We start from the raw sequence: 19,754 nt of genomic DNA, 5'->3' as shown, positions 1-19,754 counted from the left end.
GATGACAATGAGGTTCGTATGGTAACTTGAATGTCATTAACGGTAAAGCAAATGGGATAAACGGTAGAAAGGTCGTCTGAATGGAGGTTTTTCAGACGGCCTTTTTGTATCTGTGGGATTCGTGGGCGGAGCCCACTCTACGTTGGGTTTCAGACGACCTTGGGTCAGAGGTCGAAGGCGGCGTTGATGAGGCGTTTGGTGTAGTCTTTCTGCGGTTGGTGGAAGATTTGGTCTGCGCTGCCGTATTCGACGAGTTCTCCGTGCTGCATGACGGCGACGTTGTCACTGACAGCGCGGACAACGGAGAGGTCGTGGCTGATGAAGATGTAGGTCAGTCCGTATTTGGTTTGGAGTCCGCGCAGCAGTTCGACGACTTTGATTTGGACGGAGCGGTCGAGGGCGGAGGTGGGTTCGTCGAGGAGGATGAACTTGGGCCGCAGGATGAGGGCGCGGGCGATGGCGATGCGTTGGCGTTGTCCGCCTGAGAATTCGTGCGGGTAGCGGTTGAGGGCGTCGGCGGGCAGGGAGACTTCGTCCAGGACTTTGAGGACGAGTTCGGTGCGTTGGGCTTTGGTCATTTCGGGGCGGTGAACGGTGAGGCCTTCGCCTATGATTTCGCCGACGGTGAGGCGGGGGGAGAGTGAGCCGTAGGGGTCTTGGAAGACGATTTGGCGTTCGGCTTTGAGTTGGCGCGCGCGCTCGGGGCTGAGGGCGGCGAGGTCGCTGCCGTCGAAGTGTATGCTGCCTTGGTAGGGGAGCATTTGCATGATGGCTTTGCCGAGCGTGGATTTGCCGGAACCGGATTCGCCGACGATGCCGAGGGTTTCGCCTTGGCGGATGGCGAGGCTGATGTTTTTGACGGCGTGGAAGGTTTTGAGGGGTTTGCCGAAGAAGTTGTGTTTGAGGGTGAAGTGGACGTTGATGCGGTCGGCGCGGATGAGCTCGGGCGGGTTGCCTTCTACGGGGTCTTTCATGCCTTTGGGGACGGAGTGGATGAGTTGGGCGGTGTAGGGGTGGGTGGGGTTGGCGAAAACTTGTTTGATTTTGCCGCGCTCGACGATTTCGCCGTCTTTCATGACGCAGACGGTTTCGGAGTAGTGTTCGGCGAGTCCGAGGTCGTGGGTGATGAAGATTATCGCCATGCCCATTTGTTTTTGGAGGTCGTGGAGGAGGTCGAGGATTTCTGCCTGGATGGTGACGTCGAGGGCGGTGGTGGGTTCGTCGGCGATGAGCAGGGAGGGCTCGTTGAGCAGCGCCATGGCGATCATGATGCGCTGGAGCTGGCCGCCTGAGAATTCGTGGGGGTATTGTTTCAGACGACGTTCTGCTTCGCGGATGCCGACGCGGTTGAGGAGGTCGAGGATGCGTTCGCGGGCGGCTTTGCGGGTGATGGTTTTGTTGTGGACGCGCAGGGCTTCCATGAGCTGGGTGCCGATTTTCATGAAGGGGTTCAGCGAGGTCATGGGCTCTTGGAAGATGAAGCTGATGCGTCCGCCGCGCAGGCTGCGGAGGGTTTTTTCGTCTGCGTCGAGGATGGATGTGCCGTCGAAGGTGATGCGTGAGTCTTGTCCGTAGCGGGTGGTGTTTTCGGGCAGGAGGCGCATGAGGGACATGGCGGTAACGGATTTGCCGGAACCGGATTCGCCGACGAGGGCGAGGGTTTCACCTTTGGCGACTTTGAAGCTGATGTTGCGCACGGCGTGGACGGTTTTTTCGTGGAGTTGGAAGCGGATGTCGAGGTTTTCGACGGTGAGTAATGGGGTGGTCATGGGTGTGTCCTCGTGGTGTGTGTCAGCGGTCTTTGGGGTCGAGTGCGTCGCGCAGGCCGTCGCCGATGAAGTTGAAGCAGAAGAGGGTGGCGACGAGGAAGAAGCAGGGGACGAGGAGCTGCCACGGGGCGGCTTCCATGGAGGCTGCGCCGTCTTGGAGCATGGAGCCCCAACTGGTCATGGGTTCTTGTACGCCCAATCCGAGGAAGCTGAGGAAGGATTCGAACATGATCATGCCGGGGACGAGCAGGGAGGCGTAAACCATGACGACGCCGAGTACGTTGGGGATGATGTGGCGGGTAACGATGCGGCGGCGGGATACGCCTGTGATGCGGGCGGCTTCGACGAATTCTTTGTGTCTGAGGCTGAGGGTTTGGCCGCGGACGATGCGGGCGACGTCAAGCCATGAGACGAGTCCGATGGCGACGAAGATGAGGAAGAGGTTGCGCCCGAAGAAGGTGGTGAGGAGGATGACGAAGAACATGAAGGGGAAGGCGTTGAGGATTTCGAGCAGGCGCATCATGACGGAGTCGAGTTTGCCGCCGAAAAAGCCTGCGAGCGCGCCGTAGAGTGTGCCGATGACGACGGCGACGAGCGCGCCTGCGATGCCGATGAGCAGGGAAATGCGTCCGCCGGCAGCGGCACGGGTGAGGAGGTCGCGTCCGAGCAGGTCGGTGCCGAAGTAGTGGCGGGTGGAGAAGGAAGGCGGGATTTGCATGTTGTCCCAGTCGGTGTAGTCGTAGGTGTAGGCGCTGATCCAGGGGGCGGCGACAACAAAGAGGGTGATGGCGGCAAGGATGAAGATGCTGCACAGGGCGGCTTTGTTGTTGCTGAAACGCCGCCATGCGTCCTGCCACAGGCTGCGTCCGTGTACTTGTGCCTGTTCGGCTGCGTCTGCTATGGCGCGGGAATTTTTCTTGTTAAATAGCATGGTGTTCTCCGTTGTTTTGTTCGGGGTCGTCTGAAAACGGCAAAACCGGTTTTCAGACGACCTTTTTTGCTTTTAATAGCGGATTTTGGGGTCGATCAGGGCGTAGAGGATGTCGAGTACGGCGTTGAAGACGATGGTCAGCACGCCGACGAGGATGGTCAGTCCCAAGATCATGCCGTAGTCGCGGTTGAGCGCGCCGTTGACGAAGAGTTGTCCGATGCCGGGCAGCCCGAAGACGCTTTCGATGACGATGGCGCCGGTGATGATGCCGACGAAGGCGGGAACGAGATAGGAGAGGATGGGCAGCATGGCGGGACGCAGGGCGTGGCGCAGGACGATGCTGTTCATGGACAGCCCTTTGGCGCGGGCGGTGCGGATGTAGGGGCTGTTCAACACTTCTATCATCGCGCCGCGCGTGATGCGGGCGAGGCCTGCGACATAGCCGATGGAGAGGGCGGCGACGGGCAGGATGAGGCTGGTCAACGAGCCGTCATTCCAGCCGCCGGCGGGCAGCCATTTGAGGGTGATGGCGAAGATGAAAATCATGATGGGGGCTTTGACGAAGCTGGGGACGACGATGCCGGTCATGGCGGCGGTCATGATGGTGTAGTCCGCCCATGTGTTGCGCCTGAGCGCGGCGATGGTGCCCATGAGTACGCCCAAAACGGTGGAGACGATGAAGGCGTACACGCCCAGTTCGACGGAGACGGGCAGAGCTTGGGCGAGCAGCTCGTTGACGTTGTAGTCTTTGTATTTGAACGAGGGGCCGAGGTCGCCGTGGGCGAGTTGTTTGAGATAGTTGAAGTATTGCAGGTACATCGGGTCGTTCAGGTGGTATTTGGCTTCGATGTTGGCCAGTACGGCGGGCGGTACGTTTTTGTCGCCGGTGAAGGGGCTGCCGGGTGCGAGCCGCATCATGAAGAATGAGACGGTAATCAGTACCAGCATGGTGGGGATGGCGGAAAGTATGCGGCGGATGATGAATTTCAGCATATCGTACCTGCTCGGGGCTTGGTGGGTCGGAATATGCCTGAATACGGGAAGGTCGTCTGAATGGGGTTCGGACGCTTGGGGTGGTTTTCTCTTCTTTGTAGTCAGGCCCTTGGTTTTTGGGGTGTGCGGGCTTTTGCTTTTATGGTCGTCTGAAACGGGATTTTGGGTTTCAGACGACCTTTTTGCTGATGCTTTTCGTGGGCAAAGCCCACGCTACGGCCGTTTTTCAGACGACCTTTTGGGTTGGCGCGGGTTCGTGGTGAGAACCCGCGCTACAGTCGTTTTCAGACGACCTTTGCGGTTAACGCGCCAGCGGTTCGGTGCGTTTGATCAGCCATGCTTTTGCCGCGCCTTCGGTCAGCGGCTCGAGGCGACGGCGGACTTCGGCGTGGTAGCGGTTGACCCAGTCGATTTCTCCGTCGGTCATGAGGGCGGTGTCCATCAGGCGGGTGTCGATGGGGCAGAGGGTCAGGGTTTCGAAGTAGAGGAAGCTGCCGAACTCGGTTTCCTGCGGGTTGGCGACGGCTTGGTTGGCGGCGAGGTTCTCAATGCGGATGCCCCATTTGCCGGGACGGTAGAGTCCGGGTTCGATGGAGGTCACCATGCCTTTTTTCATGGCGTGCTGCGGGCCGGGAACGGCAGCGCAGGCGATGACTTGCGGGCCTTCGTGGACGTTGAGGAAATAGCCTACGCCGTGGCCTGTGCCGTGGCCGTAGTCGCATTGCGCCTGCCACAGGGGTTTGCGGCAGATGGCGTCTATCATCGGCGAGAGGATGTTTTCGGGGAACACGGCTTCGGCAAGTGCGATATGGGCTTTGAGGACGAGGGTGTTGTCGCGTTTTTGTTCGGCACTCGGTGTGCCAACGGGGACGACGCGGGTGATGTCGGTCGTGCCGCCTTTGTATTGCGCGCCGGAGTCAATGAGCAGGAGGCCGTTGCCGCTGATGGTGCTGTGGCTTTCGGGCGTTGCGCTGTAATGCGGCAGGGCAGCGTTGGCGTTGAAGCCTGCGATGGTGTCGAAACTCAATGAAATGAAGCCCGGACGTGCGCTGCGGTAGCGGTGGAGCATGGTGTCCACGTCGATTTCGGTCAGGCTGCCGCCGTTGTCGATGATGTCTTCAAACTCGGCGAAGAAGCCGCACAACGCCGCGCCGTCTTGTTCCATCGCTTCGCGGATGTGGGCGATGTCGGCTTCGGATTTGACGGATTTGAAGAAGGTGGACGGGTTGATGCCTTCGATCAGGCGCACGCTTTCGGGCAGGCGCACGAGGGTGCTGACGGCGGTTTTGTTCGGTTCGATAAGCAGCGTGCCGCCGATTTGCGCGAGTTTGTCGGCAACTTGGGCGTAAGGTTCGACCGTGATGCCTGCGGTTTGCAGCGCGGCGGCGGCTTCGGCGTTCAGACGACCTTGGTCGGTAAACAGGACGGCATTGTCTTTGCCGATAAGCAGGAAGGACACGAAAACGGGATTGAAAGGCACGTCGCTGCCGCGCAGGTTGGTCAGCCAAGCGATGTCGTCAAGCGAGGAAACCAAGTGGTAATCCGCGCCTTTTTCCGCCATGACGGCGCGCACGCGGGCGAGTTTTTCGGCGGCGGTTTCAGAGACGTAGGCGGGGTCGTGGATGAACACGGTTTCGGCGGGGATGGCAGGGCGGCTTGTCCACACTTGGTCAAGCAGGTCGTCGGGGTGTTCGATGCGGATGTTTTTGGCGGTCAGGGATTGCGCCAAAGTGCGTTTGCCGGTGAGCGACACCATATCGGAAGGGATGCCGACGGCGGCGTTTTCGGGCAGGTTTGCCGCGAGCCATTCGTTATACGGCGGAACTTGCCCGCTTTTTTGCAATTCAATGCCGCTGCCCGCAAGCTGTTTGGTGGCTTGTTCCCAATAGCGGCTGTCCACCCACACGCCCGCTTCATCGGCGGTAACGACAAATGTGCCGACCGAGCCGGTAAAGCCTGACAACTCGCGGCGCGCCTGCCAGTGTGCGGGCAGGTATTCGGAAAGATGGGGGTCGGCGGAGGGGATGACGAGTGCGTCCAGACCTTGCGCCTTCATGGCTTCGCGCAATGCGGACAGGTAATTCGATACGGTATTCATGAACGGATTCTCCAATAGGGTTTCGCGGTTTCAGACGACCTTTTTATAGCGGATTAACTTGATGTACAGGAAGGTCGTCTGAAAAACGTGTCTATGTTATCAAATCACTTCTTGGGTGCAAACGACCAATTTTTGATGGTGTAATTTTTCAGCGGGTCGCGGTCGGAGTAGCCTTGGATGTCGGGTTTCACCAGATTGATGCTGACTTGGTGATACAGCGGGATAAAGGCGTCGTCGCGTTGCAGCATCGCCTCGGCGCTGACGTAGCGGCGGGCGCGCTCTTCGGCGGAAATGCCCGCTTCGAGCGTGCTGTTCATCAGCTTGTCGAATTCGGGATTCTTGTAATGGAAGGCGTTGTTCGGATTGTTGGATTTGAAAATATTGAGCATGCCCGCAGGGTCGTTGTAGTCGGAACACCAGCCCGCAAACGCCATGCTGAAGTTGCCTTGCAGGCGCTTGTCCAAAAAGGTTTTCCATTCTTCGTTCATCAGCGTGGGGCGCACAAACGGTACGGTCGCCTTCCAAATGGATTGCAGCGCGGTAATTTGTTTCTTGGCGGCCTCGCTGGTGGTATAGACGATTTGGAACTCAAGCGGTTTCTCTTCGCTGTAACCCGCTTCGCGCAAAAGTTTTTCCGCTTCGGCAATGCGCGCTTCGCGCTTGAGCGGCTTCCATGCGGGGGCAGATTCGCCGCCGCCCTGCATATTCGGCGGGGTGAGCTGGAACGCTTCCTTGTCGCCGCGTCCGGCAACTTTGGTAATGATGGCGCGGTCGGTCAGGAGGTTGAGCGCGCGGCGGACTTTGGGATTTTTAAATTCGGCGGATTCCAAGTTCGGCTCTAAAAACCAAGAACACAGCAAAGTCGCGCGCCGAACCTGTCCGGGAAATTCTTTCTCGGCAATCTTGATCTGGTCGGAAGGGATGCCGTAGGTAACGTCCACTTCGTCGGCGCGGTAGCGGTCGTATTCTTTGCCGCTGGCGAGGAACACCGCCTGCGGGATGGATACTTTTTTGCTGTCGTAATAAGCAGGGTTTTTATCCATGGTGATGTGGCTGTTGACACGCCATTCTTTGAGGATGTATGCGCCGCTGGAAACATAATTGCCCGGCTGCGTCCATTTTTCGCCGAATTTCTCGACCGTGGCGCGGTGGACGGGGTAGGTGAACTGCTGAATCAGCATATCGGGGAAATACGGCACGGGCGCGGTGAGCGTGAATTGCAGCGTTTTTTTGTCCAAAGCCTTGACGCCCAAAGTATCCGGCTTCGCCTTGCCTTGTAGGATTTCCGCCGCACCCTGTATTTTCGCGTCTTCCAAATAGCTGCTGTTAGGCGCGGCGGTTGCAGGATCGGCGAGGCGGCGGAAGCTGTAAACGAAATCTTCGGCGGTAATCGGGTCGCCGTTGCTCCAATTTGCATCGCGCAGGTGGAACGTCCAAACGCGCCCTTCGTCCGACGGCTCCCATTTCAACGCCAAGGCGGGAATGGTTTTGCCTTCGGCATCCGTACTGACCAAGCCGTCCATCATCTGACGGATAATCGCGCCCGCCGCCATATCCGAGCTTTTTTGCGGGTCGAGCGTACTCGGTTCGACCGCGTTGCTGATGACGATTTTATTGTATTCGCTGCGCTTGAATTCGGGCGCGGGCTTGACTTCGCGATGACACGCCGACAGCGCAAGCACTATGGCAAGCGATAAAGCTAATATGGAATAAGGTTTGTTCGGCAGCACGTTTTTTCTCCTCTTCTCGCTATCTCTCCCTCCATCCTGCGTTTTGCAAAAAATAAAAAAAACTACATATGACTACATGGTAGGGAAATATTCTGATTTTTGGCGGATAAAAAGATTTATTCTCTATGGGTATTTGAAAAAATCCGCCTGTTTTGGAAATCGGTTTGCAAGATAACACAAAAAAACGCCGTAAAAAACATTTTTTGAAATAAAAGTTACAAGTGATTACAAAAATATTGATTTTTTTGCACGCCTCAAATAGTATAAAACCCTGTTTAAACGCAGCCTCAGAAAAATCAAATAAAAGGAGAATAAAATGAAGAAGTTATTAATGATTGCGGTTGCCGTCCCGCTTGCCGCCCCCGCATTGGCATCCGATAACGAAGCCAAAATCGGCGGACGGATATTTACTTCTATCGAACACGAACGCAACGGCAAAGGGCAATCCGCTACCGATATATCCGACAACAACAGCCGCATCTGGATTATGGGCAGTGAAAAACTCGACAAAGACCTCAAGCTCATCTACGGCGTCAATTCATTCGTCGCCTTCGACTACAACGGCTGGAGTACGGACGACTCCTATATCGGTCTGCGCGGCGATTTCGGTACTGTCCGCGCCGGCTGGCTCAGTACCCCCATGCACTACCTGACCGGCGAACAAGACGCGTTCAACGGCAACAACCACACCCAAACCATGGGGCGCATGACCCGTTTCGGCGGCCGTGAAATCGCCCTGAACTACGAATCCAAAACCTTTGACAACGGCTTCAACTACCGCGTCCAAATCGCGCCCGGTGCCAACAAATACAAAGACAGGAAGCGCAACGGCGACTGGATGGCGGGCTTAGGCTTGCACTACAAACACCCGACCAACGGCTTCAACGCCCACTACGCCCTCGAATACGCCCGCAACGGCTCGCCTGACGATACCAAAGACAGACAGGTTCATTCCCTGAAAGTCGGCTACGACAAAGACGACCTCTACCTCGCCGCCGGCATGATGTACGCCCGCAATGTTGCCGACAAATTCCACTGGGAAGACGAAACCAAAACCAATACCAACACCCGCGATTTCCAAGTGACCGCCGGCTACACCATGGGCAACATCACCCCTAAACTCGGCGTCGCCTACGGCCGCTCCGATACCGGCAAGAACTACAAACAGCTCGCGTTCAACACCGAATACAAATTCTCCAAACGCACGACCCTCTCGTTCAACTCAGGCGTAGTCAAAGAAAGCAAAGACCCCAAAACCGGCTGGGCGGCAGGCGTGTCATTGGAACACAGCCTGCAATAACACGGGATTTGAAGCATAATTTGCGGCATAAAAGGTCGTCTGAAAACCTGAATATGGGTTTTCAGACGACCTTTGTGTTTATAGTGGATCAACTTTAAACCAGTACGGCGTTGCCTCGCCTTGTCGTACTATCTGTACTGTCTGCGGCTTCGTCGCCTTGTCCTGATTTTTGTTAATCCACTATATCAAACGCCTGCCAGGCGCATTCTTGCAAACGATGTTTCCTATGTTCAAATCTTCATGAAAAAACGTCGTCTGAAACCGATCTTCAGACGACGTTTGCCATTCACACCCCTAGCGGATTCATTCCGCTTTCTCCAGCAAGGCGAAGCCTTCCACTTTGTTTCTCGGGCGCGCGCCCTGCCAGATTTTCGTCCAGCCCGGCGGCGCGTCGGTATTTTTAGGCTGCTGCACCAGGCGGTAGCGGCAGGCAGCATCGTCGATATGGAGTGTCAAGTCGCTGTATTGCGCCCAAGCGATACGGGCGCGGTGGTCTTCGTTGGCGATGCTGATACATTCTAGGTCGTCTGAAAGCCGTTGTTTCAGTTCGGGAGAGAGGGCGGCTTCCATTTGGAGGACGACGGGCGCGTGGCTTTTGGCGGCGTCGAGCCACGGCAGGAACAGGGTCATCAGCAATGCCCACGCCAGCGTAACGCCTGCCGCCCAGTTAGTCACTGCCTGTCTGCCGCGGATGTTTTTGCGGGTAATCGCCCACAGCCACAGCGGGGTAAACAACAGGGCGACCGCCATCGGTATCGGGTCGATGTCAGGTGTGTAATACGGACTGAAATAGGCGGCGCGTTCGGCGAGTTTGGCAGGCCAGCCGTAGTTCATGGCGAAGAAGCCCGTCCACAAGAAGATGGCGAACAATCCGAACGCCATGACGCCGAACCAATTGATAAACGCCGCCGCGCCTCGCCGCAGTCCGTCCAGTTGTGCCGCGCCGAGCAGGGCGAGCGGGGGTAGCAGCCAAACGAGGTTGTCTTGCAGGCGTTGCGGGCTGACGGCAAGTATGCTGAGGACGATGAGGAACCACGAAATGCACAATACGCTCCAGTTTTTTTCGCGGATGCGGGGGCGGCTTAACGTCCATGCGGCGAGCGGCCACGCGGGCAGGGTAAACCAGAGCAGGTTTTTCAGGTAATAGAACAGGCTGAAGGTCGTCTGAAAACCACCCAATCCGCCGAATGCGCCGAGCGAGTGGTGTTGCAGCCAGATGGAAAACAGTTCGGGCTGGGTTCTGGAGAAAATGAGCGGATAAACCGTCAAGAGCGGCAGTCCAATGGCAAATGCGCCGACCAGCGTCAGGTAGTAGCGTTTGACGCGCCATTTCTCATCGAGCAACAGGGCGGGTGCTAAAAACATCAGCGCGGCGGTCATCAGATAGCCTGATGAAAGCGACAGCAACGCCCAGCCGAAGCCCAGCAGCAGGGAGGCGGTAATGACGCGGCGTTGCGCCAACGAAAAGCCGCACAATATCATGCCCGATGCGGCAAAGGCGACTGAAGCGGGGTTGAGGAAGTGCGCGACCGAGAGCAGCCCGATGCTGCCGATCAGGATGAGGACGACGCTGCGCCCGTGGTGCCTGCCCAAGAAGTTGAATCCGGCAAAACCGCAGGCGGTCAGCCCGATAATCGTAAAGAAGACGCCCGCAAACCGCGCGGCATCATAAGCGTCCGCCGCCCAAGGTGACAACAGGTGTTTGAACGCCGCCGCCACCCACAAATAGACGGGCGGAATCTGAAAATCCGGCTGCCCCAACACATGGGCGACCAACGGCGTCGCGCCTGCGTCTAAGGCTTCGACGGCGGTAAAGACGGTGGGTTCGGCGGGGTTCCACAAGTCGTGCGAAAACACGCCCGGCCACAGCCAGGCAAATGCCATCAGCAGCAAGAGCCAGGGTTTTTCATGGGTTTTGGCAGGTTGTCGCGGATCGGGCGGGGTGTAAGTGAGCATAGCTTTGAGGATGTTGAACGTATTTTCGTGTAGTTTAGCAAAGATTCGGCGGGAGGTCGTCTGAAAGGAGGGATTTGGGTTTTTACTTCATTCAAACCACGTTTTCAGACGACCTTATATCGACCCTACCGCTGACGCAAATCAAGCGCAGGCAAATCCTGCCTTTACCGATGCGCCCCGTTCGCGGATAATTGAGAACATTCCCATTTCCGTTTCCAACCTTCACAAAGGATACATCATGGCATTTCTGAAACTGACCGAACAAAACGTGCAGGGCAAAACCGTCCTCATCCGCGCCGATATGAACGTGCCGTTCAAAGACGGCAAAATCAGCGACGACACCCGTATCCGCGCCTCGCTTGCGTCCATCAAATACTGCTTGGACAACGGCGCGTCCGTTATCGTGATGACCCACTTGGGCCGACCGACCGAAGGCGAGTTTCATCCTGAAGACGACGTTGCGCCCGTTGCCGCGCACTTGGGCAGCCTGTTGGGTAAAGACGTGAAAGTATTGAACGACTGGCGTGAAAACAAACCCGTCCTGAACGCGGGCGATGTCGTCATGCTGCAAAACGTGCGCATCAACAAGGGCGAGAAGAAAAACGATTTGGAACTGGGCAAAGCCTATGCCGCCTTGTGCGACGTGTTTGTCAACGACGCGTTCGGCACCGCCCACCGTGCCCAAGCCTCGACCGAAGCCGTCGCCCAAGCCGCGCCCGTTGCCTGCGCCGGCGTATTGATGGCGGGCGAACTCGACGCTTTGGGCAAAGCCCTGAAACAGCCTGCGCGCCCGATGGTGGCGATTGTCGCCGGCAGCAAAGTGTCCACCAAACTGACCATCCTCGAATCGCTGGCGGACAAAGTCGATCAACTCATCGTCGGCGGCGGTATCGCCAACACCTTCCTGTTGGCGGAAGGCAAAGCCATCGGCAAATCTTTGGCGGAACACGATTTGGTGGAAGAGTCTAAAAAAATCATGGCGAAAATGGCGGCCAAAGGCGGCTCCGTACCGCTGCCGACCGATGTTGTCGTTGCCAAAGCCTTTGCCGCCGATGCTGAAGCGGTCGTGAAAGACATTGCCGACGTTGCCGAAGACGATATGATTTTGGACATCGGCCCGAAATCCGCCGCCGCGCTTGCCGAACTGCTCAAAGCCGCAGGCACCATCGTTTGGAACGGCCCGGTCGGCGTGTTTGAGTTTGACCAGTTCGCAGGCGGCACGAAAGCCCTTGCCGAAGCCATCGCCCAAAGCAAAGCGTTCTCGATTGCGGGCGGCGGCGACACACTGGCGGCAATTGCCAAATTCGGCGTTACCGACCAAATCGGCTACATCTCCACCGGCGGCGGCGCGTTCCTCGAATTCTTGGAAGGCAAAGAGTTGCCCGCCGTAGCCGCTTTGGAAAAACGCGGCGCGTAAGCGGTTTGACGTAAAAAAAGAGGTCGTCTGAAAACCTGATTCGGGGTTTTCAGACGACCTCTTTGTATGGTTGCCGCGTTTTGACGGCAAGGCGGGGTATGTTTATTTCAACAGGTTTTTCAAAGCCAAGCGCACGCCTTCTCCGACTTCCGTGCCTTTGGGGATGCCTTTGATGGCGGCTTTTGCCTCGCGTTCGTTGTAACCCAGCGCAATCAGGGTGTTGACGATGTCGTCCGTTTCGTCGGCGGCAGGCGCGGCGGCGAAAAGCCCGTCGGCAACGGCATGGGAAACCAGTTTGCCGCGCAGTTCCAAAACCATGCGTTCGGCGGTTTTTTTGCCGATGCCCGGGGCGGAGGACAGGCGTTTGATGTCTTCGTCGGCAACCGCGCGGGCAAGCTCGTCGGCGGACATGGCGGAGAGTATGCCCAGCGCGGTTTTCGCGCCGATGCCGCTGACTTTGACCAACTGGCGGAACGTCGCCCGCTCGTCGGCAGTCGCAAAGCCGAACAACAAATGCGCGTCTTCACGGACGACGAGCTGGGTGTAAAGCTGTACGGTTTCGCCCAAGGCGGGCAGGTTGTAGAAAGTCTGCATGGATACGTCGGCTTCGTAGCCGACGCCGTTGACGTCGATGACGATTTGCGGCGGGTTTTTCTCGATGAGCTTGCCGGTCAGTCTGCTGATCATGTGGATTCCGAGTGGCGTTGGCGGGGTCGTCTGAAAACGCGGTTTTGTATGATTGCGGCGTTTCAGATAACCTTGATGGTTTGGCGGGTTAAGTTTAAACCGATACGGCGTTTCCGTATGGTTTGGTCTGCGTGTATCTGAAAGATAATAAAAAAGCTGAGTTTTTCAACTCAGCTTTTTAAATTTGGTGGGTCGTGAGCGATTCGAACGCTCGACCAACGGATTAAAAGTCCGCTGCTCTACCGACTGAGCTAACGACCCGATAAGCCGTGCATTATATGGATGCGTCGGAAAGGTGTCAACTTATTTTTGCCGGTATTGCATAATTTTTTGTTTTCAATGGATTTTATCTTTCATTGTTCGGCATGTCCGATGAAAAGCGAAGCGTTTACAGCAGCCAGCCGCCGTCGAAACGGTTTAAAAATTCGCTAAATTGCTGTTGCGCCCTATGAATGACGATCGGGTCCTGCGTTTCCAATACGGCTTCAAAACGCGCTACTTCTGCGGCGATGATGTGCCGGTTGTCACCGAGGAATTCTTCATACAGGCGTTTGGCTTTTTCCAACAGATAGATATTGTGCTGCTGATCGCGCGGATGGATTTTCAAGGCAGCGAGTTTGATCAGGGAAGCCTTGATTTCTTCAGGCGTCAGGCTTTGGCTGTTTTGACGGAAAACCTGATTGATGTGCAGATTCAGGTTTTTGTTGCTGATGTCGACTTCCAAAAGCCCGTTGACGTCGTAGCTGAAGCGGACGTCTATCGATACCTGACCTTTCGGCTTGGGCGGGACGTTGACCGACAGTTCGCCCAGTTTCAGGTTTTCTTTGGCAAGCATGGACTCGCCCTGCAAAACATCGACCAAAATCACTTTCTGCCCGTCGTGGGAAGTGATGAAAGTTTCGACGCGCGAAACGGGAACGGGCATATTGCGCTCAATAATCGGGATAAACCGTCCGGTAACGTATTGGTTGCCAAGGTCCATGCCGGCTTCCGTACCGAGCGAGAAGGGCATTACGTCGGTAAGGACGACTTCTTCCACGCTTTCGTTGCGCGCAATCAGCGCCGCCTGCACCGCCGCGCCGCGTGCGATGGCTTCGTCGGGATTGACCGAAACAAGCGGGATACGGCGGAACAGTTGGGCAATGGAATGCCGAATCATCGGCATCCGTGTCGCGCCGCCGACCAAGATGATGCCGTCGATTTGCGAAGGGTGCAGCTTGGCATCGCGCAATGCGCGCTCCAGCGGTTGGCGCAGGCGGCCCATTAATGGCGTGGCGGCTTCTTGGAATTCTTCGCGGCTGATGACGGCGGAGTGAACCGTGTCGCCGTAATGGAAACGGATTTCCGTCTGCATTTCTTCGCCCAGTTTGCGTTTGGCGGTTTCCAATACCTGCCACAATTCGCTGTTTTGCGCCAGTTTGTCGCTTTCAGACGACGTCAGCGTCGTGCATTTTTTCAGGAAACACTGGCGCAGCACGTTGACGAAATCTTCGCCGCCCAAATGGTTGTCGCCCGCGCTGGCGGATACTTGGACGACGCCGTCGAAATAATCGAGTACGGATACGTCAAACGTCCCGCCGCCCAAGTCGTAAATCAAAAAGCGCGTGTCGTCGGGTTTTTCCTGCAAACCGTAAGCAAGGCCGGCGGCAGTCGGTTCGTTGAGCAAACGCAAGACGTTCAAACCTGCCATCTGCGCCGCGTTTTTCGTTGCCTGACGTTGGATGGCGTTGAAATAGGCGGGAACGGTCAAAACGACATCGCATACCGGTTCCCCCAAAAAGGCTTCCGCATCTTCTTTCAGGCTTTTTAAAATCAGCGCGGACAATTCTTCGGCGCGGAACGTGCGCTTGCCCAAATGGAAAGTTTTATCCGTTCCCATAAATCGCTTGAACGCCGAGGCGGTCAGCGTCGGGGCGGTGGAGAGGCGTTCGCGTGCGGCGATGCCGGTCAGGATGCTGCCGTCTTCGGCGACGCTGATGACCGACGGTGTCAGAAAATGGCCGTGTTGGTTGGGAATCAGGCGGGTTTCGCCGTTGTGGAACTGGGCAATCAGGCTGTTGGTCGTGCCTAAGTCGATACCGATTTGCAGGGTCATGAATGTCTCGTTTCGGAGGGGTTTGAATGTGTTTCAGACGACCTTTCACATCATCCGCACCGGGTCGTCTGAAAGAGGGAAGATTGCAAAATCATAACATTTCTTCCATTTATATGGAAAATCCGGCGGCGTTTCAGACAGGCGGATGGCGGGCTGCGTTGCCGTTTGGAGAGGAAAAGGGGGCGGAATGGTTTTTATAGTGGATTAACTTTAAACCATTACGGCGTTGCCTCGCCTTAGCTCAAAGAGAACGATTCTCTAAGGTGCTGAAGCACCAAGTGAATCGGTTCCGTACTATCTGTACTGTCTGCGGCTTCGTCGCCTTGTCCTGATTTAAAGTTAATCCACTATATCGTAAGGCGGTTGTGTATTTGCCCGACGTTTCTAATCTGACATTGTCCTCATTAATACAAATAAAAATAATAATTATTCTCTAATTAGGGAAAATATGTTAGGCTGATTTCTTTATTGTGTTAACGACTTAAGACGATGCCTGATATCAGCTCAACCAACCTCATCACCGCCTTCAGCATCGCCCTTGCCGCCGGATTGTTTACCGTATTGGGCAGCGGGCTGGTGATGTTTTCCAAAACGCCCAACCCGCGTGTCTTGTCATTCGGTTTGGCGTTCGCGGGCGGGGCGATGGTGTATGTGTCGCTGACGGAGATTTTCAACAAATCCAGCGAAGCCTTCGGGCAGGTTTACGACAAAGACAAAGCCTTCGCCGCCGCGACGCTGGCTTTTCTGGCGGGCATGGGATCGATTGCGCTGATTGACCGCCTTGTGCCGAACCCGCATGAAACGCTCGACCCGCACGACCCCGCCTTTCAGGAAAACAAACGCCGCTACATCGCCCGAGTCGGCATGATGGCGGCGTTTGCGATTACCGCGCACAACTTCCCCGAAGGTTTGGCAACGTTTTTCGCCACGCTGGAAAATCCCGCCGTCGGGATGCCGCTGGCGCTTGCGATTGCGATACACAATATTCCCGAAGGCATTTCCATTGCCGCGCCCGTTTATTTCGCCACCCGCAACCGCAAAAAAACCGTCCTCGCCTGTCTCGCTTCAGGACTGGCCGAACCCTTGGGCGCGGTTTTGGGCTACACCATGCTCAAGCCGTTTTTATCGCCTTTCGTGTTCGGCGCAGTGTTCGGCGTGATTGCGGGCGTGATGGTGTTCCTCGCGTTGGACGAATTGCTGCCCGCCGCCAAGCGTTATTCCGACGGACACGAAACCGTTTACGGGTTGACGTCCGGCATGGCGGTGATTGCCCTGAGTTTGGTGTTGTTTCATTTTTAAATCTGAACTAGACAGGCGCGGCAGAGTCAAAAGCAGTGTCAAGGTCGTCTGAAACTTTAAGCGGGGCGGATTGGCTAAGAAATGCGGATAAATCGAAAAGATAAATAAAGGTAGTAAGTATAATATGCTAAAAATGTATAGGAAATCGCATATTTAAACTGCAAATTAGGCTTTTCGTAACATAAATTTACGAAATTTTATAGGTTTATTATTCAATAGAAATAGAATCTATGTGAAATTAATATCATTATTCTGCTATACTTAAAAACACTTTCTTAGTATTGACTATCCGTTTGGAGAAAAAATGTCCGAAAATTCACATCTGCAATCCCTTCCTACTACCAACAAACGCATCATCGCCGCGGCTTTGGCGTTCTTTTTAGGTTGCTTCGGAGCGCATAAATTCTATTTGGGCTTAAACAAAGCCGGTATCATCTATTTGGCGATTGGTGTGGTGGGTATGTTTTTTGTCTATCCTGCTTTGATAGTTGTTGTCGGTTTATCTCTCTTCGACATCTTTAAATACCTGACATCTACGCCGGAAGAATTTGAACAAGTTTATGTTGTCGGTAAGAAAGAGTGGTTTTAAGCATTGGCTGATGCCTTTGAATTTTGAGCGGAACGATAGCGCGAAGTTTCAAATATTCATTTCATCTTAAAAACCAAAAAAGGTCGTCTGAAAATTTTCAGACGACCTTTTGTTATTGCGGAGACGAATATAAACAATTGTGGAATCAACTCTGGAAACGGCATCTGCCGCCGTAGCGCAGCGCGGTGGCGAAGTTGGGGATGCTCTGCACCGGCGGCGAGAAAATCAGACATGCCGGTATCGGCGAGGATGGCGGTCGAGTCGGTAAACAGGATGCGTTTCAGGCGGGCAGTAAAAATAAAATCTGTGTGAAATTAATATCATTATTCTGCTATACTTAAAAACACTTTCTTAATATTGACTATCCGTTTGGAGAAAAAAATGTCCGAAAATACACCTCTGCAATCCTCTCGTATTACCGATGACAAACGACTTGTTGCCTCTGTTTTGGCGTTCTTTTTAGGTTGCTTCGGGGTGCATAAATTTTATTTGGGCGTAAACAAAGTCGGTATCATCTACCTGTTGATTTGTATTTTGGGTTCGTTTATTATCGTTGGTCCGATGATTGTTTTTGTTTTCTGTATCATCGACATCGTTAAATACCTGAAATGTACGCCGGAAGAATTTGAACAAGTTTATGTTGTCGGCAAGAAAGAGTGGTTTTAAGCATTGGCTGACGCCTTTGAATATTGAGCGGAACGATAGCGCGAAGTTTCAAATATTCAGTACATCTTAAAAACCAAAAAAGGTCGTCTGAAAATTTTCAGGCGACCTTTTGCTATTGCGGGGAATGAAACGGCTAACCTGGAAACGGCATCAGCCACCCATAAACCAGAATTTCAATGCCCACAATACGGCAACTATCCACACCATAGGTGGTACGTCTTTCATGCGGTTGCACAAAAGTTTAATCACTGCATAGCTGATGAAGCCGAAGGCGATGCCGTCTGCAATCGAATAGGTGAACGGCATGAATACGATGGTCAGGAAAGCGGGAGCGGCTTCGGTCATGTCGTCCCAGTCGATTTCACGCGCGCTGCGCAGCATTTGCGCACCGACGTAGAGCAGCGCGGGCGCGGTGGCGAAGCCGGGGATGCTCTGCACCAGCGGCGAGAAAATCAGACACGCCAACATCAATACGCCGACGGTTACGGCGGTCAGACCGGTGCGGCCGCCTGCGGACACGCCTGCCGCGCTTTCGACATACGGCGTAGTTGAAGACGTACCCAGCGCGGCACCGGCGACAATCGCGGTCGAGTCGGCGAACAGGGCGCGTTTCAGACGAGGCAGTTTGCCGTCTTCCAGCAGGCCCGCACGGTGGGAAACGCCGACCAGCGTGCCGGTGGAGTCAAACAAATCAACCAGGAAAAAGACGAAAATCACGCTGATCATGCTAATTTTAAAGAGACCGTTGAAATCCATCTGCATGAAAGTCGGCGCGATGCTCGGAATTTCGCCGACCACGCCTTTAAAATCGCTCAAGCCCAGTAGGGTGGAAATGGCTGTGATTGCCAGAATGGTCAGGATAATCGCCCCTTTGACGCGGAAATGCCCCAAAGCCACCACCATGGCGAAGCCTGCCAGCACCAAAAGCGCAGCAGGTTGGTGGATGTCGCCCAGTTTCACCAAAGTCGCCTCGCTGGCGATGATGATGCCGGAACCTTTGAGCGCAATCAGCGACAGAAACAGCCCGATACCGGCGGCAATCGACATTTTCAAACCCATAGGCAGCGCGTTCACCAGCATTTCGCGCACTTTGAAAAAGCTGAATAAGATGAAAATGATGCCCGAAACGAATACCGCGCCCAAAGCCACCTGCCAGGGCACGCCCATGCCTTTGACGACGGCGAAAGTAAAGTAGGCGTTCAAGCCCATGCCCGGCGCGAGCGCAATCGGATAGTTGCCGACGAAGCCCATCACGAAGCAGCCGATGGCGGAAGCGATACAGGTGGCGACGAATACCGCGCCCATGTCCATGCCCGTTTCGCCGAGAATCAGCGGATTGACGATGATGATGTAGCACATGGCGAGGAAGGTGGTCAGACCTGCCATCAGCTCAGTGCGCACATTCGTGCCGTTTGCGCTTAAATTGAATATACGCTCCAGCACATTTTGATTTGAAGTAGTCATGATTTATGCTTTTCAAAAAAAAGGAAAATTTGCGGGCGGTATTATACTGAAAACGCCCTGTCGTCGGGTGAAAAATTGTCAACATTCCACTTGGGGCAATGCGTTGCCATTCCCGCTGTGTCTGTGCGTATAGTGGATTAACTTTAAATGAGAACAGGACAGGGCGTGAGGTCGTCTGAAAATCCGAGCGGCGTTTGAACTGCACCCCAAAAGTTGGACATCCCCTCCAACTCACAAGGTGCAGTTTTTTTATGAGCAAATATACATTACACTTCAAATACCAAGCCGTACTCCACTACCTGCACATACGCAGCCAACAGCGTACCGCAGACCACTACGGCATCTCCCGAACCCATCTGCGACGATGGATACGCGCCTATCAAGAAGGCGGCATCGGCGCACTCGAACATCCCCAATCCAAAACCATGACCCAACACCGCAAAAACCCCTTCATCGCAGATAAACCCGATCAAGAAAAAACACAGGCAGAGCTTATTGAAGAGTTGTGCTATATGCGCGCAGAGGTCGCCTACCTAAAGGAGTTAAAAGCCCTCAGCCAAAAGCGGACCGAAAAGGACAAAGCCAAACCGTCCAAACACTGAGGGCGCAACACCCGCTCAAATACCTGCTGCACATCGCAAACCTGCCCAAAAGCAGCTTTTACTACCACCACCAAGACCGACCCGACCCCGACGCAGCCGACAAAGCCCTCCTCGTCGAAACCTACCGGCGGCATAAAGGACGCTACGGACAAAGGCGC

The 19,754-nt window shown here is 54.9% G+C and carries 15 protein-coding genes, 1 tRNA gene and 1 pseudogene; 7 read left to right on the top strand and 10 right to left on the bottom strand.

Features of this window, described 5'->3' with window-relative positions:
- Positions 1-164: 164 nt before the first annotated feature.
- From HMPREF1051_RS09225 to HMPREF1051_RS09205, 5 genes are all read right to left on the bottom strand, one after another.
- Positions 165-1,769 (bottom strand): ABC transporter ATP-binding protein, encoded by a 1,605-nt coding sequence (locus tag HMPREF1051_RS09225; protein WP_003767602.1) that lies wholly within the window; start codon positions 1,767-1,769, stop codon positions 165-167.
- A 22-nt stretch (positions 1,770-1,791) separates the two neighbouring features.
- The gene (gene oppC / locus HMPREF1051_RS09220) at positions 1,792-2,700 is read right to left on the bottom strand and encodes an oligopeptide ABC transporter permease OppC (protein WP_003767604.1); all 909 of its coding nucleotides are present in this window, start codon (positions 2,698-2,700) and stop codon (positions 1,792-1,794) included.
- Between the two features lie 72 nt (positions 2,701-2,772).
- Complete coding sequence (gene oppB / locus HMPREF1051_RS09215; RefSeq protein WP_003767629.1) at positions 2,773-3,693, bottom strand: oligopeptide ABC transporter permease OppB; 921 nt, start codon at positions 3,691-3,693, stop codon at positions 2,773-2,775.
- A 301-nt stretch (positions 3,694-3,994) separates the two neighbouring features.
- The gene (locus HMPREF1051_RS09210) at positions 3,995-5,791 is read right to left on the bottom strand and encodes an aminopeptidase P family protein (protein ID WP_003767621.1); all 1,797 of its coding nucleotides are present in this window, start codon (positions 5,789-5,791) and stop codon (positions 3,995-3,997) included.
- Positions 5,792-5,895: 104 nt separating this feature from the next.
- Positions 5,896-7,521, bottom strand: coding sequence for a peptide ABC transporter substrate-binding protein (locus HMPREF1051_RS09205; RefSeq protein ID WP_003767612.1), 1,626 nt, complete (start codon positions 7,519-7,521; stop codon positions 5,896-5,898).
- Between the two features lie 316 nt (positions 7,522-7,837).
- On the opposite strand from HMPREF1051_RS09205, the gene HMPREF1051_RS09200 reads away from it, so the two are divergent.
- A complete protein-coding gene (locus HMPREF1051_RS09200) occupies positions 7,838-8,821 on the top strand; it encodes a porin (protein ID WP_003767600.1) in 984 nt (327 codons plus the stop codon).
- 303 nt (positions 8,822-9,124) lie between these two features.
- Here HMPREF1051_RS09200 and HMPREF1051_RS09195 read toward each other — a convergent pair whose 3' ends face one another.
- The gene (locus tag HMPREF1051_RS09195) at positions 9,125-10,777 is read right to left on the bottom strand and encodes an ArnT family glycosyltransferase (RefSeq protein WP_003767608.1); all 1,653 of its coding nucleotides are present in this window, start codon (positions 10,775-10,777) and stop codon (positions 9,125-9,127) included.
- A 238-nt stretch (positions 10,778-11,015) separates the two neighbouring features.
- On the opposite strand from HMPREF1051_RS09195, the gene HMPREF1051_RS09190 reads away from it, so the two are divergent.
- On the top strand, positions 11,016-12,194 hold the full coding sequence (locus tag HMPREF1051_RS09190; RefSeq protein WP_003767620.1) for a phosphoglycerate kinase: 1,179 nt from the start codon (positions 11,016-11,018) through the stop codon (positions 12,192-12,194).
- A gap of 102 nt (positions 12,195-12,296) precedes the next feature.
- Here HMPREF1051_RS09190 and ruvA read toward each other — a convergent pair whose 3' ends face one another.
- From ruvA to HMPREF1051_RS09175, 3 genes are all read right to left on the bottom strand, one after another.
- A complete protein-coding gene (gene ruvA / locus HMPREF1051_RS09185; RefSeq protein ID WP_003767617.1) occupies positions 12,297-12,881 on the bottom strand; it encodes a Holliday junction branch migration protein RuvA in 585 nt (194 codons plus the stop codon).
- A gap of 185 nt (positions 12,882-13,066) precedes the next feature.
- Positions 13,067-13,142, bottom strand: a tRNA-Lys gene (locus tag HMPREF1051_RS09180).
- A 127-nt stretch (positions 13,143-13,269) separates the two neighbouring features.
- Complete coding sequence (locus HMPREF1051_RS09175; protein WP_003758806.1) at positions 13,270-14,976, bottom strand: molecular chaperone HscC; 1,707 nt, start codon at positions 14,974-14,976, stop codon at positions 13,270-13,272.
- Between the two features lie 489 nt (positions 14,977-15,465).
- Here HMPREF1051_RS09175 and zupT point away from each other — a divergent pair, with 489 nt between their 5' ends.
- From zupT to HMPREF1051_RS09160, 3 genes are all read left to right on the top strand, one after another.
- Positions 15,466-16,275, top strand: coding sequence for a zinc transporter ZupT (gene zupT / locus HMPREF1051_RS09170; RefSeq protein ID WP_003767627.1), 810 nt, complete (start codon positions 15,466-15,468; stop codon positions 16,273-16,275).
- 304 nt (positions 16,276-16,579) lie between these two features.
- Positions 16,580-16,864 (top strand): TM2 domain-containing protein, encoded by a 285-nt coding sequence (locus HMPREF1051_RS09165; protein ID WP_003767625.1) that lies wholly within the window; start codon positions 16,580-16,582, stop codon positions 16,862-16,864.
- Between the two features lie 381 nt (positions 16,865-17,245).
- A complete protein-coding gene (locus tag HMPREF1051_RS09160) occupies positions 17,246-17,530 on the top strand; it encodes a TM2 domain-containing protein (RefSeq protein WP_003758795.1) in 285 nt (94 codons plus the stop codon).
- Between the two features lie 150 nt (positions 17,531-17,680).
- Here HMPREF1051_RS09160 and HMPREF1051_RS09155 read toward each other — a convergent pair whose 3' ends face one another.
- The gene (locus tag HMPREF1051_RS09155; protein ID WP_003767598.1) at positions 17,681-18,994 is read right to left on the bottom strand and encodes an NCS2 family permease; all 1,314 of its coding nucleotides are present in this window, start codon (positions 18,992-18,994) and stop codon (positions 17,681-17,683) included.
- Between the two features lie 251 nt (positions 18,995-19,245).
- On the opposite strand from HMPREF1051_RS09155, the gene HMPREF1051_RS09150 reads away from it, so the two are divergent.
- Both HMPREF1051_RS09150 and HMPREF1051_RS15320 read left to right on the top strand, forming a co-directional pair.
- The gene (locus tag HMPREF1051_RS09150) at positions 19,246-19,596 is read left to right on the top strand and encodes a helix-turn-helix domain-containing protein (protein WP_003767615.1); all 351 of its coding nucleotides are present in this window, start codon (positions 19,246-19,248) and stop codon (positions 19,594-19,596) included.
- Positions 19,500-19,754, top strand: a pseudogene (locus tag HMPREF1051_RS15320) (hypothetical protein); the annotation flags it as partial. The gene HMPREF1051_RS09150 and the pseudogene HMPREF1051_RS15320, both read left to right, overlap by 97 nt.

It is taken from the genome of Neisseria sicca VK64, from assembly GCF_000260655.1.
In the GTDB taxonomy this organism is placed as follows: domain Bacteria; phylum Pseudomonadota; class Gammaproteobacteria; order Burkholderiales; family Neisseriaceae; genus Neisseria; species Neisseria sicca_B.
Note: the sequence above shows the minus strand (reverse complement) of the source record. Positions and strands in the feature narration are given on the sequence as shown.

Excerpts from the sequence above, each read along its gene's own strand:
- HMPREF1051_RS09190 (WP_003767620.1), top strand. The coding sequence starts at position 11,016 with ATGGCATTTCTGAAACTGACCGAACAAAACGTGCAGGGCAAAACCGTC.
- ruvA (WP_003767617.1), bottom strand. The coding sequence starts at position 12,881 with ATGATCAGCAGACTGACCGGCAAGCTCATCGAGAAAAACCCGCCGCAA.
- HMPREF1051_RS09200 (WP_003767600.1), top strand. The coding sequence starts at position 7,838 with ATGAAGAAGTTATTAATGATTGCGGTTGCCGTCCCGCTTGCCGCCCCC.
- HMPREF1051_RS09155 (WP_003767598.1), bottom strand. The coding sequence starts at position 18,994 with ATGACTACTTCAAATCAAAATGTGCTGGAGCGTATATTCAATTTAAGC.
- HMPREF1051_RS09160 (WP_003758795.1), top strand. The coding sequence starts at position 17,246 with ATGTCCGAAAATACACCTCTGCAATCCTCTCGTATTACCGATGACAAA.
- oppB (WP_003767629.1), bottom strand. The coding sequence starts at position 3,693 with ATGCTGAAATTCATCATCCGCCGCATACTTTCCGCCATCCCCACCATG.
- HMPREF1051_RS09175 (WP_003758806.1), bottom strand. The coding sequence starts at position 14,976 with ATGACCCTGCAAATCGGTATCGACTTAGGCACGACCAACAGCCTGATT.
- zupT (WP_003767627.1), top strand. The coding sequence starts at position 15,466 with ATGCCTGATATCAGCTCAACCAACCTCATCACCGCCTTCAGCATCGCC.
- HMPREF1051_RS09225 (WP_003767602.1), bottom strand. The coding sequence starts at position 1,769 with ATGACCACCCCATTACTCACCGTCGAAAACCTCGACATCCGCTTCCAA.
- HMPREF1051_RS09195 (WP_003767608.1), bottom strand. The coding sequence starts at position 10,777 with ATGCTCACTTACACCCCGCCCGATCCGCGACAACCTGCCAAAACCCAT.
- HMPREF1051_RS09165 (WP_003767625.1), top strand. The coding sequence starts at position 16,580 with ATGTCCGAAAATTCACATCTGCAATCCCTTCCTACTACCAACAAACGC.
- HMPREF1051_RS09210 (WP_003767621.1), bottom strand. The coding sequence starts at position 5,791 with ATGAATACCGTATCGAATTACCTGTCCGCATTGCGCGAAGCCATGAAG.
- HMPREF1051_RS09150 (WP_003767615.1), top strand. The coding sequence starts at position 19,246 with ATGAGCAAATATACATTACACTTCAAATACCAAGCCGTACTCCACTAC.
- oppC (WP_003767604.1), bottom strand. The coding sequence starts at position 2,700 with ATGCTATTTAACAAGAAAAATTCCCGCGCCATAGCAGACGCAGCCGAA.